The organism is Lysinibacillus parviboronicapiens, from assembly GCF_003049575.1.
Lineage (GTDB): Bacteria > Bacillota > Bacilli > Bacillales_A > Planococcaceae > Lysinibacillus > Lysinibacillus parviboronicapiens.
Window position 1 is genome coordinate 291,717 of record NZ_PYWI01000001.1, and the last position, 15,155, is coordinate 306,871.

The following is a 15,155-nucleotide window of genomic DNA, read 5'->3' on the forward strand; positions in this document are numbered from 1 at the left end:
GACTTCGACTAGCGGGTCAGCTCTTTTTAAAATACGAAGGCATATATTTGTCTGAAAATTGACAAATAGAAGGAGGAGTTTCATGTGATTAAATATATTTTGAAAAGGCTGATGTATATACTTCTCGCGCTTTTCGTCATCGTAACGGTAACGTTTTTCTTAATGCGCCTTGCACCTGGTAGTCCATTTGCGAGTGAACGTAATTTCCCACCTCAAATTGAGGAAAAGTTAAACGAAACGTATGGATTAAATAACCCTTGGTATATTCAATATAAAGATTATTTAATCGATACGGCCACTTTCAATTTCGGTGAGTCTATGAAGTATAAAGCGCGTTCTACAAATGATATGATTTCTGAGAGCTTCCCTGTTTCTTTAACTTTAGGGATTGAAGCTATGCTATTGGCAGTTGGATTCGGTGTATTAATAGGCGTAGTTTCCGCGCTTTATCATAATAAGTTCCCGGATTATTTGGCAACGTCCTTTGCGGTGCTCGGCATTTCTGTACCATCATTTATTTTGGCTGGATTAATGCAGTATTTCCTAGCATACAAACTTAATTTATTCCCGACCAGTGGATGGAATGGCTTTATATATAGTATATTACCTGCTTTAGCCATTGCATTTACTCATATGGGCTTTATTGCTAAATTAACTCGCTCAAGTATGCTTGAACAAAACAATAGTGATTATGTAAAAATGGCACGTGCCAAAGGTCTTGGTAAATGGACGGTTGTCTTCCGTCATACATTACGTAACGCCCTTTTACCTGTCGTTACTTATTTAGGTCCATTAACAGCTGGTGTTGTTACAGGTAGTTTCATTGTGGAACAAATCTTCGCAATCCCTGGACTTGGTAAGCACTTCGTTCAAAGTATTACAAACCGTGATTATACAGTTATCATGGGAACGACAGTATTCTACTCAATCATCCTTTTATTTGCGGTTCTCATCGTAGATATTTTATACAGTGTAATCGATCCGCGAATTAAGTTGAAGGGAGCGAAAAAATAATGACGCAACAACAACCAATTGACAAAGATATGTTTAAAATTGTCGGTGGAAATCATGAGGCAACTGAAAGATTAGCAGATAAATCCGTTTCCTTCTGGAAAGAAGTTTTTATCCGTTTTTCACATAATAAAATGGCGATTTTTGGTTTAATCGCGTTAATTATTATTATTTTGATGGCCATTTTTGCCCCAATGTTATCTCAATATAAATACAGTGATCAACTTGGTGTTTATAATGCCCCACCATCTGCTCAATTTTGGTTCGGAACAGATGATTTAGGCCGTGATATTTTCGTTCGTATTTGGGCAGGTGCTCGCATTTCCCTTTTCATTGGGATTACTGCTGCCGTTATTGACTTAATCATTGGCGTGCTTTGGGGAAGTATTTCAGGTTTAGCTGGCGGTCGTGTTGATAATATTATGATGCGTATTGCTGACGTATTAACCGCTGTTCCTTACCTACTAGTTGTAATTGTTTTACTTGTTGTTTTACAACCAGGTTTAGTTCCTATGATTATTGCCCTTTCGATTACAGGTTGGATTAACATGGCTCGTATCGTTCGTGGTGAAGTATTATCCATTAAAAATCAAGAATACGTACTGGCTGCCCGTACTTTAGGTGCAGGCACAGGTCACTTAATCTTAAAACATTTAATTCCAAATGCACTTGGTGCTATTTTAGTAACGATGACATTAACAATTCCATCTGCTATTTTCACAGAATCATTCCTAAGTTACCTTGGTCTTGGGGTTCCTGCTCCGAATGCATCTTGGGGAACAATGGCATCGGAAGGGAATAAAGCGATTGCTAATGCTCCATGGCGTTTGATTTTCCCAGCAGTGTTCATCTCACTGACAATTTTTGCATTTAACGCAGTCGGTGATGGCTTACGTGATGCACTAGATCCTAAACTACGTAAATAAGGAGGTGGCTAAAAATGAGTAAAAAAATATTAGAAGTAAAAGATTTAAAAGTAAATTTTAAAACCTATGCAGGTATTGTACATGCCGTACGCGGTGTAAACTTTGATTTAAGTGAAGGTGAAACATTAGCGATCGTTGGAGAGTCAGGTTCTGGTAAAAGTGTTACGAGTAATGCGCTAATGAAACTAATCCCACAGCCACCTGGTATTTATGATTCAGGACAAATTTTATTTAATGGCCGTGATTTAATACCGTTAAGCGATAAAGAAATGTCAAAAGTACGCGGAAATGAAATAGCTATGATTTTCCAAGACCCAATGACAAGTTTGAATCCGACAATGAAGGTCGGACGTCAAATAACTGAAGTTATTTTACAACACAAAAAAGTTTCTAAAGACGAAGCTAAAAAACGCGCAATTGAACTTTTAACTCAGGTTGGTATCCCCTTCCCTGAAAAACGTTTTAACCAATACCCACATGAATTTTCAGGCGGTATGCGACAACGTGTTGTAATTGCCATTGCATTGGCAGCAGATCCAAAGCTACTTATTGCCGATGAACCAACAACAGCACTTGATGTAACAATTCAAGCGCAAATTTTAGAATTGATGAAAGAAATTCAAAAGAATTCTAAAACATCTATCATCTTCATTACACATGACTTAGGTGTAGTGGCCAATGTCGCTGACCGTGTTGCGGTTATGTACGCTGGTCAAATCGTAGAATATGGTACTGTGAACGATATTTTCTATAACCCGAAACATCCTTATACATGGGGATTACTTGGCTCAATGCCTGACTTAGATAATAATGCAGATGAGCTATTACGTACGATTCCTGGCTCACCACCAGACTTAATTCACCCGCCAAAGGGAGATGCGTTTGCGGCTCGTAATGAATTTGCAATGGCCATTGATTATGAACAAGAACCGCCTATGTTCCAAGTGAGTGAAACACATTTTGCAAAGACTTGGTTATTGCATCCTGATGCGCCAAAAATTCCACTTCCAGATGCTGTTGCTAAACGTATCGAGGGCTTTTTAGCAAAGGAGGAACAATTCAATGGCTAAAACCGGAGCAAAGAAAATACTAGAAATTAAAAACTTAAAGCAACACTTTGGAACGCCAAATAACCCTATTAAAGCAGTCGATGGCATTAGCTTTGATGTATATGAAGGCGAAACACTTGGACTTGTTGGTGAATCTGGTTGCGGTAAATCAACGACTGGTCGCTCTATTATTCGTCTATATGATATTACAGATGGCGAAATTATCTTCGACGGTCAAAACGTTCATGGGAAAAAGTCTAAAAATGACTTAAAGAATTTCAATCGTCAAATGCAAATGATTTTCCAAGATCCATACGCGTCATTAAATCCTCGTATGACAGCTGGTGAAATCATTAGTGAAGCTTTTGATATTCACGGTCTTTACAAAAACAAAGTAGAACGTCGTGAAAAAATCACCCAGTTGCTTGAAGCTGTTGGATTAAACAAAGAGCACGCTAACCGTTATGCGCACGAATTCTCAGGTGGTCAGCGTCAACGTATTGGAATCGCGCGTGCACTAAGCTTAGACCCTAAGTTTATCATCGCTGATGAACCAATCTCAGCGCTTGACGTATCCATTCAAGCACAAGTTGTTAACTTATTAAAACAACTACAAAAAGAACGCGGCTTAACGTATCTTTTCATTGCCCATGACTTATCCATGGTAAAATACATTAGTGATCGTATCGCTGTAATGTACCGTGGTCAAATCATGGAAATCGGTAAAGCAGATGATATTTATAATCATCCTGTGCATCCGTATACAAAATCGTTACTATCAGCGATTCCACTTCCAGACCCACTGTCTGAAAAACGTCGCCAACGTATTCCATATCAGCATACAGAAGTGGACGAGAGTGCAACATATCATGAAGTTGGTGAACAACATTATATTTATGGTACCGCTGATCTTGTAAAAACTTGGATTGCTAAAAGATAATACATTATCCATCCTTCATTTTTTGTTGGATGGATTTTTTATTTTGTTTTTGGCACAGCAAGTCTTGTAAAAAATGGGTAGTATAAATCAATAACGATTACTCGACATTTTGGGTATCCAGAAGACCACCACTTCTTAGATATCCATTTTTCTATGTGGCTTCAATTCCTTCGGATATATGGTTCCCTTTATATACTTTATTTAATTATTTTGAGACTATTGATTGTTCCTTTGAACAAATCCTGCATAAATCGTTTTTTACCCATGGATTTTCAAATGTTATCTCCGAAGTCAAAAAGTTAATAATTGCCTTTTTTCCTAAAGAAATTGGCTCTGCTATCTGGAGATGTATTCGTAAGAATTCTGTTGTTATCATAGATGCAAGCATACTAATATTAGGAAGTATGGCTGCATTATAATCTATATTAGAATTTTCATAAGCTTCTAGGACTTGGCTATACTGATTTTTAATAAATGAATAATAACATTCTAAGCAAGGTGTTACTGATGGGATAATTGAGTAGAAGCTCCCACAAGTTAAACCTACCCCCCCTGAAAGAAAAGGAACATTATTTTTAATACAAATTTCATTTACCCAAGAATTTATAACCATGGGAGGATTATCAGCTGCACAGAATACAAAATCAATATCTTCGGTAATAACATTTTCTAAATCCTCAGGCGAATTTATTCTTTTATCAACCACTTCATAATTAATTGATGTATTAAAATCACTCAATCTATCAAAGCCTACTTTAGTTTTTCGATGCCCGATATATTTTTCCGAATAGAGTACTTGGCGATTTAAATTCTTTAATTCAACTTCATCGCAATCGAGAAATTTAATATTTCCTACTCCTAGCCCCGATAACTGCATTAAAAGATTACTACCTAATCCCCCCATTCCCAGTACTAGAACCTTTGTATCTATAAGTTTTTTTTGGTAAAATACACTATTTTGCCTTGTATTACTAAATATATTAAAGAATTTTAGGTTGTTATTATATCTGATATGTTGCCATTCATTTAATTCTTCACTACTTTCGAAAGAACAATCTGTAATTAGACCAATTTCGTCCAACGTTTCAATAATATTTTTGAAATCTGAAAAATTTAAGGAAGGTTCATTAATCAAGTCAAAAATTTGTTCTGTATTCAGCTCACCATTTAATAAAGGTATGAGTTTGGTGACTATACCATCTGGATCGTTAATTTCAAAGGCATTATTAGGTTCATCACCAATTTGAATCGTTTGTTCATCTATTAATATAATTGGATAAAATTCTTTAAATTTCGGTTTCATATTAGTTCTCCTTTTATGTGAGCATTTTGTAAAAATAAGTTGAACTACAAATATACAAATAAACACTTAGAAGGCGATTCCTCAGTTAAAATCCTAAGTTAGATGATTAAGCCTTAGTTCTCTCAAGATAAAAGCATAAAATAATCATGTATAATTTTTCATCATAGTATTCAGTTGTTCTTTTACAATTAGAGCCTCATTCATCTTATTACCTTCTTGATCTAGCTGAAAGTATAGACGGCCCAGAAAATTCCTAACATTTGATATAATTATATATTCTTCATGCCATACCTCTGTTTTTTCCCAAAGGATAAAACTACATATCCATTGCTTGAACACATCTGAAGTAAATGTATTATTTTTCAAGATAGTCATCACAGCTGTTATTAGCCTTTCATCTTCTAAATTGGTATAAATCGTTTCTTTTGTACATATCGCTTTTTTTATAACATTTAAAAGCTCTAATTGATCTTCCATAGGTAGATTATATTTAGCTAACTCATTTAATGCATCTGCTGCATGGGCCAATGCATGTGCCCACCCTTTCTCATCTACATAGCCTCTTAGGTCCTTTTCAGAATGGATATAACATATAATTCTTTTTTTAATAATTAAAATATCTTCAGAGTTTAGAAATTTGTTTTTTTGATCTGCCATGAGTATTAGAGGAATAAGCAACATAGAAAAAGATCGAGTAAATACTGAATCTGAATTTGATTCCCCAATATTATAAAAAAGGTGTTTATCTAAAATTGTTTCTAATATAATTTTAAGTAAATTTGGTGATACAAAATCTTTTAGTATCCAGTGAGAAAAAGTTGAGTAAATTAGATCATCTCTTAGTTCACTATCTGTAGATCCAATATTATCTAACATTGCTTCTATATAATTTCGAAGTACTGAATCATCAACTATTTTATACTCACTATCTTTTATATTCATAAGTTCTTTTTTTAGTAACATATTAATAAAACACCTCTATTCAATATAGGATAGTTCTTAAATACAAGCTAACAAGTACTAAAGTACAAGAAATAGAAAGCAAAATATAAAACACAAAAATAAACCCTTTTTTTAACTCCATAATTAAAATCCCCTAACTATTACGTTGTAGTAATCTCTCTTCTTAAAAAAATATCCTATTCAGTATTAGTGCACCTATATATTGCTTTAACTGTCCTTTTTCTTAAATCTATTAATACATAGACAGTTAAAATAACTATAGGACACAGTGTTAGAGTTCCCATCGCAATGCCGTCCCAATAAGAAATAGAAAATAAAGGATCTCTTAATGTTTTTTCGAGTGTTTGTTTGACCGAATATAAAGCAATAGGTATATCAATAACAAAAAATAAATATAATGAAACTAAGATTCCTATTAAACTACAAACACTATATATTTTCACAACTTTTCTTTCTTTAGCAGATAGATTGTTAAGCTTTGTACTTACATTATGGAATTGTAAGGTTAAAACATTTTTAAAGATATATTTCATTGATTCATTCAGATCATCTATTTTTAAAAAATTGATAAGTACATAATATAAATCTGTGCGTAAAAATAGTAAAGTTTGAAAAACAATAGTCTGTAGTTGCATCAAAATCGCAAACTTGAGTATTTTGATTACAAACTCATTTAAAAAATAAAATTGCATTAATGCACAAAATAATATTAATATACTCGTCCATGCTATACCTGCTAAGTAAATACCGTACCTTTTTCTTCTTGATACTGACCAAATATCAGCCACTTCAGTTTCAAGTACAAGAAAAACTAATCTATAACCCCATTTAACTTTTGCTCCAATGCCGACACTTTTAGCGGCACAGATATGCCCATACTCATGAAAAAAGATAACTATCCATGTACTTATTATTATGATTAAGATTGAAATAATTCCCGAATTACTAACAAAAAAATCCGACCCTTTAGGTCGTAAGGTTTCAAAGGTAAAAAACAAATATAAATTTGCAAACATTGAAAAAATATAAATTGTCCAGGCCACCTTTCCAAATATTAAACTGTAAAATTTAGAAGGTTCAACATTCAGATTTGGATTATCAGTCAAGCTCTCAGATATCTTTTGGCCATCAATAGTTTTTATAAAACCTGCATCAAGTAACACATCAACAAATTCTATAATGTCTTCTATTTGGTAATCATGATCACTATTTATTAAGGCTAGTTCAGCTATTGATTTATTTGAGGAGAAGCTATTATAAAGATTTAAAGTGTTTACATCAAATAATAAATAATCTGAGGTTCCAATACGTCGAATAGTAATTGAATCGTTATCGTTACTATGATAAGTCTCAATATTATGTACTTCAACTATGGTATCTCCACTAAATTTCATTTCACTCATTGAATTGACTCACCCTTTTCTTCATTATTCCTACTTACCTCACTAAAATGCCCGCTTTTAAGAGCGAAGGCCCGCTTTTAGAAGCGGACCTTTTCTATTTATATATCATGTTGTAGCTCGGTTAGCTGGAAGACCTACTTTCGGCAATACTTTCACTTTAATTTTAGCCATTTTTTCACCTCCTATATGTACTAGTCTACTTAAGATCATGTTGTAGCTCGGTTAGCTGGAAGGCCAACTTTCGGTAATGCTTTTACTTTGATTTTAGCCATTTCTCTCACCTCCTATATAGTTCTAATAATCTTTGTCTCATGTTGTAGCTCGGTTAGCTGGAAGACCCACTTTCGGTAATACTTTTACTTTGATTTTAGCCATTTCTTTCACCTCCTATAATTCTAGTAAACTTAGAATCCTGTAATAGCTTGTTAGATAGAAGACTTACTTTCAGCAAGACTTCAACTTCGACTTTAGCTATTTTTCAAATAATTCATTTATTCACTAGATTCTATAAAAAAGGAAATGTTTTAAAATATTTATTGAATTTATTTCCATAAATACCAAACATTAACTAACTACTATAATAATCGATAAATAGTGAAATGTAAACATTATTCTGAATAATAAAATTTATCGGACTTAGACAATAAAGATACGTTTTAAAGAAAAAAAACAAGAGAATTACCAGATTTTATTCAACCGCAAAACAAGCTGTTCGTTCCTCGAAATGAATTTGCTGAGTGAGGAAAAATTCACTATGTTCCAAGTGAATGAAAAAACGTTTCAAATATTAGTTGACGCTTTTAAATGCGGTTGCTAAACGTTGGAGGCTTTTAGCGAAGTGAACAATTCAATGATTAAACCGGGTACAAAAAACTCTTGAAATCAAAAATTTTAAGCAATATTTTAGATCACGAAGGAATTCTATTAAAGCTGTTAATGGAATCTGTTTCTATGTATAGAAGAAGAAACACTTAGGGCTTGTAGGTGACTCTGGTTAAGTAAATCGATGACTGGTCATCTAATTATTCGAACTTGCAATATTGTTAGTATAATTTTATATATATATACATTTTTTACATAAAAATCGATAATTAGAGCCTCCTAAGTTTTAACATTGGAGGCTCTAGTGCTTTAAGAAAAAACAGTCTTTCTCCACTGAAGAAAGACTGCTTTACTAGCGTCAGCTTATTTTAATGGAGCATCTGCTGTTAGTTCGATATTTTGCAGCTCTGTTTCATTTGCATAATCAACATTGTAGTTTTTCACACGTTTGTTTACTGGAATGATTTCCGTACGGAAGAATGTTGGGAATACCATTGCCTGTTCAGCCATATAATTTTGCCATTTACTAAATGCTTCTGCACGATATTCTGGCTTCATTGCTTTGTCAGAATCAATATCTTTTAACATTTCTGATAATTCAGGCGAAACAAAACGGCTAAAGTTAAATTCTGCACCTTCACTATATAACCCTGCTGGAGATGGGTTTGTTCCAGTTCCCCAAGCCGCCATATACATATCGATTTCAGGATCATCAGCCTGTACTTTATCGTAGAAACTATTAAATTCAATTAATCTTCCTGTCGTTAATTGAACATCTAAACCAACATCTTTCCAGTTTTGACGATAGTACTCTACAATTGCTTCATCCGTATCTGAACCCGCCATACTCGCAAGACGAATTGTAAATTTTTCGCCATTTTTATCTTCACGAATACCATCACCATCTGCATCTTTGTATCCTGCTTTATCTAGTAATTGTTTCGCTTTTTCAGCATCATAGTTATAGCCTTTTAAAGTTTCATCATAGTATGATGCAAATACTGGTGGAATCAATGAATTTGCTCGTACTCGTAGACCTTGATAGAATTTCTCTGTAACCGATTCAATATCCATCGCATAAGCCATTGCTTGGCGTAAATTAATATCATTCATTTTTGATTTCTCATCAAAAATATTTATACGATTTGCTTTATCATATTTCCCCAATTTAAATCCAACATAAGAGTATGCTAATTCAGGTCGACCTAAAATCGCTACATTAGAAAGATTTTTCAAACCATCATATTGATTTGTTGGGAACGATGTCGCGATATCATATTTTCCAGTTTTTAAAGCTTCACCGATTGATGTTGAAGGCACAACTTCAATAACTACTTTATCAATCTTAGGCTTCCCTTTGAAATAATGTTCATTTGCCACAAGTTGTATCGACTCACCATTAACAATTTTATCAATTTTGAATGCACCTAGTGTAACAGGGTTTTTACGTACTGCATCTGAAGAAATTAATTCTTTCATAGGAATAGACTCTAGCTGATGCTTTGGTTCTGCATAGCCCCACAAACCATCACCAAGTGAGTAGATTGCTGGTGATACTTTCTTGAACGTAATTTCAATCGATTTTTCATCTAATTTTTTAATACCTGAAATAGTGTCTGCTTTGCCATCATGATATTCTTCTGCACCAACAATATTTTTGAAATCATCATCATATCGTACACCCTCATAATCTGGATGACCAATAATTTCATATGGATAAATTAAGTCATCAGTAGTTAATGGCGTACCATCGGACCACTTAACATCTCCTTGAATTGTTATTTTTGCTTTATTATTTTCTGCATCGACTTCTAGTTTTGCAATGCCTGTATCTTTCACTAAAAAGTCGCCATCAAGCTCATAAAGAACATTTGAAGCATATTTCATTATTTCGGAATCATAGGCATCCTCATATAATTCCCAGTTAAAGATCCCTTGGAAAGGTGAATCCGTAACAAGAGCTACCTGTAACGTTCCCCCCTTAATAACATCCCCTTCATTTGTTATCTCCATCGGTATTGAGTTCGTATCCACATTGTTATCATCTGTTTGAGCTGGTTTATCTTTGTTGCCATCATCCGTTTGTGCAGTATTTTTTTCAGCACTATTGCAAGCTGTTAATACAAGCATCACTGCAAAAATAACGGACAGCATTAACCAATTCTTTTTCATAGTAATTCCTCCCTTTTATCCTAATCTTTGTTTTGCGTCAGCTGCACGACGAAGTGCTTGACCGACGTAATTTATACCAAGCATCAATATTAAAATCAATAGAGATGCAGGTAACCATACCCACCATTTTTCTGATAGTACTAACGGATTTCTTGCATAGTTTACCAATGTTCCTAAACTTGGCGTTGAAGGGGGTAATCCGAACCCTAAAAAAGAAAGCCCTGTTTCAATACCAACGTTCCCTGCAAAGCTAAGGGTCAGATCTACAATTAAAATAGAGCTTAAATTAGGCAAAATCCCTTTAAACATTATGGAAAAATCACTTGTTCCCATCGTTTTTGATGCACTGACATAATCACGCCGCCCTTCTGAAAGTGCTTTACTCCGTACTAAGCGTGCAGTACCCATCCATTGAAATATCGTAATAATCAAAATCAACTCAATAACGCCATATTTAGGAATAATTGTGACCACTACAATGATGATCATCAATGTTGGCAATGTCATGAAGAAATCAATAATACGCATAAATAGATTATCAATAAAACCTCCATAATATCCCATGATAATACCTAGCGCTATGCCCGCAATACCAGCAATTACAGTAATCGAAATAGCGATTAAAATGGAATTCTTTGCTCCAATAATTAACTGTCCAAACATATCACGGCCTGCTTCGTCTGCCCCTAGTATATATCCATTTACACCAGGTTCAGTGTAACGCTCTAACAGCTTAATTTTCAAAACCTCTTCTTGATTGAGAATCATTGCTGCAATTAGAAGGGCTATTATCAGAAGTGTTATTCCTATAAATGAAAACATTGCTAGTTTATCTTTTTTAAACTCTCGTAAAACGACTTGAATTCCCGTTGGAGGAGAGCTTTCAAATTTGACTGCTTCTTTGTTTTGTTGTTCCATTTGAATTCACCTCTCCTTACACATTATTTTAGTAGTTAGTCTATGCGGATACGTGGATCAACAATGCTCATAATAATATCAGACAGTAGACTACCTAATAATGTTAAGAAGCCAAAAAGCATAACTAGCGCAGTAATAACGCTATAATCTCGACTCATTACTGAGCTGACAAACAAATTACCCATGCCCGGGAAACCGAAAATGGTTTCAATGAAGATAGCCCCGCCCAACAATCCGGTTATTGTAAACCCTAAAAATGCTGCAATGGGTAGCAACGAGTTACGGAAAATATGTCGAGTGTATACTTTACGCATAGGAATTCCTTTGCTACGCGCTGTTTTCACATAATCCTGAGTTTTTGAATCAATAATTTCGGAACGCAAATATTGAATAATGCTTGTTGTACCTAAGATAGCATACGTTATAGCCGGTAATAGCAAGTGATATATCTTATTCCAATAATATGCTGTTGTGCCTGGTTCAAGTCCTACATCGACGGTCCCACTGGTTGGGAACCACATGAGTCGATAACCAAAAATGAATAAGAAAATTAGTGATAAAACGAATGTAGGAATGGCATAGCTGATAAAACTGTATAGTATAATGGATTTATCTAAAAATGATTCTTGGTAGCGTCCAGCCAGCATCCCTAGTGGAATTGCAATCAAATATACAAGGATTGCACTGAGTAGAGATAGCCAAAAAGTATTTAAGCCACGTTCACCAATCAATGTGGACACCGCAATTTTATATGTATAGCTCTGTCCAAAATCACCTTGTAGCGCATTCGTGATCCAATGGTAGTATTGAACATACCAAGGGTCATAGAAACCAGCTTGTATACGTAATTCCTCAATTCTTGAAGGATCTGTCTCAGGTGTAATCAGACCTGTAAACGGATCTCCTGGCATTTGCTTCGCCAAAATAAAAATAAAGAGACTTAACACAAACATTTGTGGAATCATCATCAACACACGTCTTAAAATTGTTTTCCACATACTATAAACCCTCCTGTTCAATCTCAGACATTGCTACTCTATGTGTTTCTGAGATAGATTTTAAGGGGTATACTTTCCCGTGCTCATCATAATATTTATGTTGTTCTTCATGATACTTCACTTCGACATCTTGGCGTTGTATTTTTCGCTCCATGCGAGTCTCAGGTTCAATATTCGGAATAGCTGACAATAAGCGATTTGTATAAATATGCTGTGGGTTCACGTAAATATCATTTCTAGTACCCGTTTCGACAAAGCGTCCCTTATACATAATAGATATGTGATCACACATATGTTTAACAACGCCTAAATCATGCGAAATGAATAAATAGCTAAGTCCAAATTCACTTTGAATATCTTTCATAAAATTAAGTACCTGTGCTTGTACTGACAAATCGAGTGCTGATACAGGCTCATCAGCAATAATCATTTTGGGATTACATGCAACAGCACGCGCAATACCAAGTCGCTGCTTTTGACCTCCAGAAAATTCATGAGGATATTTTAAAAGTACGTCCTCTGACATACCAACAATCGCTAATAGTTCTTTAATCCGCTTGCGCTCCTCCTGGTCGCTAAGCTTCATAAAGTTTCGAATTGGCTCGGCTAATATATCAAGTACCCGCTTTCTAGGATTCATGCTTGAATGAGAATCTTGGAAAATCATTTGGATATCTCGGTTATACGCTGAATTACGTTTTCGGCGCTGATTCGTTACGTTGTCTCCTTCATAGATGATTTGACCCGATGTTACTTTTTCTAAACCGATAATTGCCTTACCAGTTGTAGACTTACCAGAGCCCGATTCACCCACTAATCCATATGTTTTTCCTTTTTCAAATTCCATCGTAACACCATCAACTGCATATACTTTATCGGTAATTGTATTAAAAAAACCCCCACGTATTGGATAATGTACGTTCAAATCTTTAATTTGCATAAAACTCATACAGTCCCGCCTCCTTCTTCACCTTCGAAATGAAAGTGTTTCCAGCAGGTACATCTTACAAAATGTCCTGGTGCAATTTCATGTAATTGTGGTTTTTTTTCATGTAAAGATTCATTAATCCATGGAATACGAGCTGAAAATCGACACCCTTCACGCGGCAAATTCATGAGTGATGGTACCATACCATGAATAACCTCTAGCTTGTCATTTTCATCATGCGTTTGCGGAATAGAATTTAAAAGCGAACGTGTATAAGGATGTTTAGCATTTCTAAACAACTCTTGGACAGGCGCTTCTTCAATTACTTGTCCTGCATACATCACAGCTACTCGGTCTGCCACTTCTGCTACCACACCCAAATCGTGGGTAATTAAGATAATACCTGCTTCAGTTTCGGACTGTAACGATTTTAATAAGTCTAATATTTGAGCTTGTATCGTCACGTCTAGAGCTGTCGTCGGTTCATCTGCAATAATGATCGACGGCTTACCAGATAATGCAATAGCAATCATGACTCGCTGTCGCATCCCGCCGGACAATTGATGTGGAAATTGTCTTGCTACTCGATTCGGATTAGAAATGCCCACTTGATTTAGAAGCTCTAATACACGCTCTTCACGTTGTTGTTTTGTTAGCTTTGTGTGATAAAGAAGACCTTCAGCAATTTGTTCACCAATACGCATTAATGGGTTTAAAGCCGAGAGAGGATCTTGGAAAATGAATCCGATATCATTACCACGTAAACGATTAAACTGTTCTTCACTTAATTGTGTTAAATTTTGATTATTATAAAGAATTTCTCCCGTAACTTTTGTATTGATTTCATTGTGCAAACCTACAATCGTCGTTGCTAATGTACTTTTACCACATCCAGATTCACCAACAATTGCTAAAACTTCATTTTTTCGAAGCGACAGCGAGACTTCTTCTACAGCAGCGTGATATTCGTCTTTAATACGAAAACTCGTAGTTAAATTTCTAATTGTTAATAAGTCCTTCGCTGTATTCAAACAACCTCTCCCCCTATTTCAATATTCTGAAAAATAATTACGTGTAGTCCTAATCTTATTTTAGAATTATATTAACAAAAAAAATTATTAACCTCCTTTATTGTATTTGTTAACAAATTAATAATCTCTTCATTGCTCTTAATGTAAAAACAGCCATTTAATTACTGAAAGAATTATCTGACAATTAATTGTAGTTTTATTTTATCTAGAAATAATGCATTAAATCAAGTATATTTTTCAAATTATTACAATAAAAAATAAAATCCTACCATACATCTATTTAAAAAGAATTTCTAATTTTATATTAAAATGCTGTTAATTTTTTATCTTCATTTTTATCACTTTTCTAAAATGATAATATTTTGTTATTTCAAAATAATAAAATACAAAGTAAATAACTAAAATTTTCAGTACAATTAGTTACCTTCTTACTATACCCATCATTATTTTGTGTATTTAAAAGTGTAAAAACTAATATTTCTATATTTACTAATAGTTCGATTTGCAAGCAATTGTTATTAATATATAATTTACTCAATTAATGTGTTACTAATTCAAATCATATTTTTCTACTCTATGAAAATTTTTACTTATTAATTAATCATACATACTTCTCCTCTCATTTATTTTATGCGTTTGCACAATATTTATTCCAAAAATTTCTATAAAAATATGTAATGGCTACATATAT

General features: G+C 34.2%; 12 protein-coding genes. 4 read left to right on the plus strand and 8 right to left on the minus strand.

Going from position 1 to position 15,155, the window contains the following annotated elements; genetic code table 11:
* Nucleotides 1-84: 84 nt before the first annotated feature.
* From C9J35_RS01420 to C9J35_RS01435, 4 genes are read left to right on the plus strand one after another with little or no spacing between them, the layout of a single operon-like run.
* Nucleotides 85-1,014 carry an ABC transporter permease gene (locus C9J35_RS01420; RefSeq protein WP_054767120.1) on the plus strand — a complete coding sequence of 310 codons (930 nt, stop codon included), beginning with the start codon at nt 85-87 and terminating at the stop codon, nt 1,012-1,014.
* Nucleotides 1,014-1,937 carry an ABC transporter permease gene (locus C9J35_RS01425; protein ID WP_107923125.1) on the plus strand — a complete coding sequence of 308 codons (924 nt, stop codon included), beginning with the start codon at nt 1,014-1,016 and terminating at the stop codon, nt 1,935-1,937. Before C9J35_RS01420 ends, C9J35_RS01425 begins: the two co-directional genes overlap by 1 nt.
* 14 nt (nt 1,938-1,951) lie before the next feature.
* Nucleotides 1,952-3,007: an ABC transporter ATP-binding protein gene (locus C9J35_RS01430; RefSeq protein WP_107923126.1), complete on the plus strand. Its 1,056-nt coding sequence runs from the start codon at nt 1,952-1,954 to the stop codon at nt 3,005-3,007.
* Nucleotides 3,000-3,926 (plus strand): ABC transporter ATP-binding protein, encoded by a 927-nt coding sequence (locus C9J35_RS01435; RefSeq protein ID WP_107923127.1) that lies wholly within the window; start codon nt 3,000-3,002, stop codon nt 3,924-3,926. The genes C9J35_RS01430 and C9J35_RS01435 overlap by 8 nt, the downstream gene beginning before the upstream one ends.
* 205 nt (nt 3,927-4,131) lie before the next feature.
* Here the strand turns inward: C9J35_RS01435 and C9J35_RS01440 are convergent, their stop codons facing one another.
* From C9J35_RS01440 to C9J35_RS01475, 8 genes are all read right to left on the minus strand, one after another.
* Complete coding sequence (locus tag C9J35_RS01440) at nt 4,132-5,229, minus strand: ThiF family adenylyltransferase (protein WP_107923128.1); 1,098 nt, start codon at nt 5,227-5,229, stop codon at nt 4,132-4,134.
* 144 nt (nt 5,230-5,373) lie between these two features.
* Nucleotides 5,374-6,192 (minus strand): DUF2785 domain-containing protein, encoded by an 819-nt coding sequence (locus C9J35_RS01445; protein ID WP_107923129.1) that lies wholly within the window; start codon nt 6,190-6,192, stop codon nt 5,374-5,376.
* A gap of 176 nt (nt 6,193-6,368) precedes the next feature.
* Nucleotides 6,369-7,595, minus strand: a complete 1,227-nt coding sequence (locus C9J35_RS01450) for a hypothetical protein (RefSeq protein ID WP_107923130.1) — start codon at nt 7,593-7,595, stop codon at nt 6,369-6,371.
* A gap of 1,185 nt (nt 7,596-8,780) precedes the next feature.
* A complete protein-coding gene (locus C9J35_RS01455) occupies nt 8,781-10,589 on the minus strand; it encodes an oligopeptide ABC transporter substrate-binding protein (RefSeq protein WP_107923131.1) in 1,809 nt (602 codons plus the stop codon).
* A 15-nt stretch (nt 10,590-10,604) separates the two neighbouring features.
* Nucleotides 10,605-11,507, minus strand: a complete 903-nt coding sequence (locus C9J35_RS01460; RefSeq protein WP_107923132.1) for an ABC transporter permease — start codon at nt 11,505-11,507, stop codon at nt 10,605-10,607.
* 35 nt (nt 11,508-11,542) lie between these two features.
* Nucleotides 11,543-12,505, minus strand: a complete 963-nt coding sequence (opp4B, locus tag C9J35_RS01465) for an oligopeptide ABC transporter permease (protein ID WP_054767211.1) — start codon at nt 12,503-12,505, stop codon at nt 11,543-11,545.
* Between the two features lies 1 nt (nt 12,506).
* Nucleotides 12,507-13,454 carry an ATP-binding cassette domain-containing protein gene (locus C9J35_RS01470; protein WP_107923133.1) on the minus strand — a complete coding sequence of 316 codons (948 nt, stop codon included), beginning with the start codon at nt 13,452-13,454 and terminating at the stop codon, nt 12,507-12,509.
* Nucleotides 13,451-14,464, minus strand: coding sequence for an ABC transporter ATP-binding protein (locus tag C9J35_RS01475; RefSeq protein WP_054767114.1), 1,014 nt, complete (start codon nt 14,462-14,464; stop codon nt 13,451-13,453). Before C9J35_RS01475 ends, C9J35_RS01470 begins: the two co-directional genes overlap by 4 nt.
* Between the last annotated feature and the right edge of the window lie 691 nt (nt 14,465-15,155).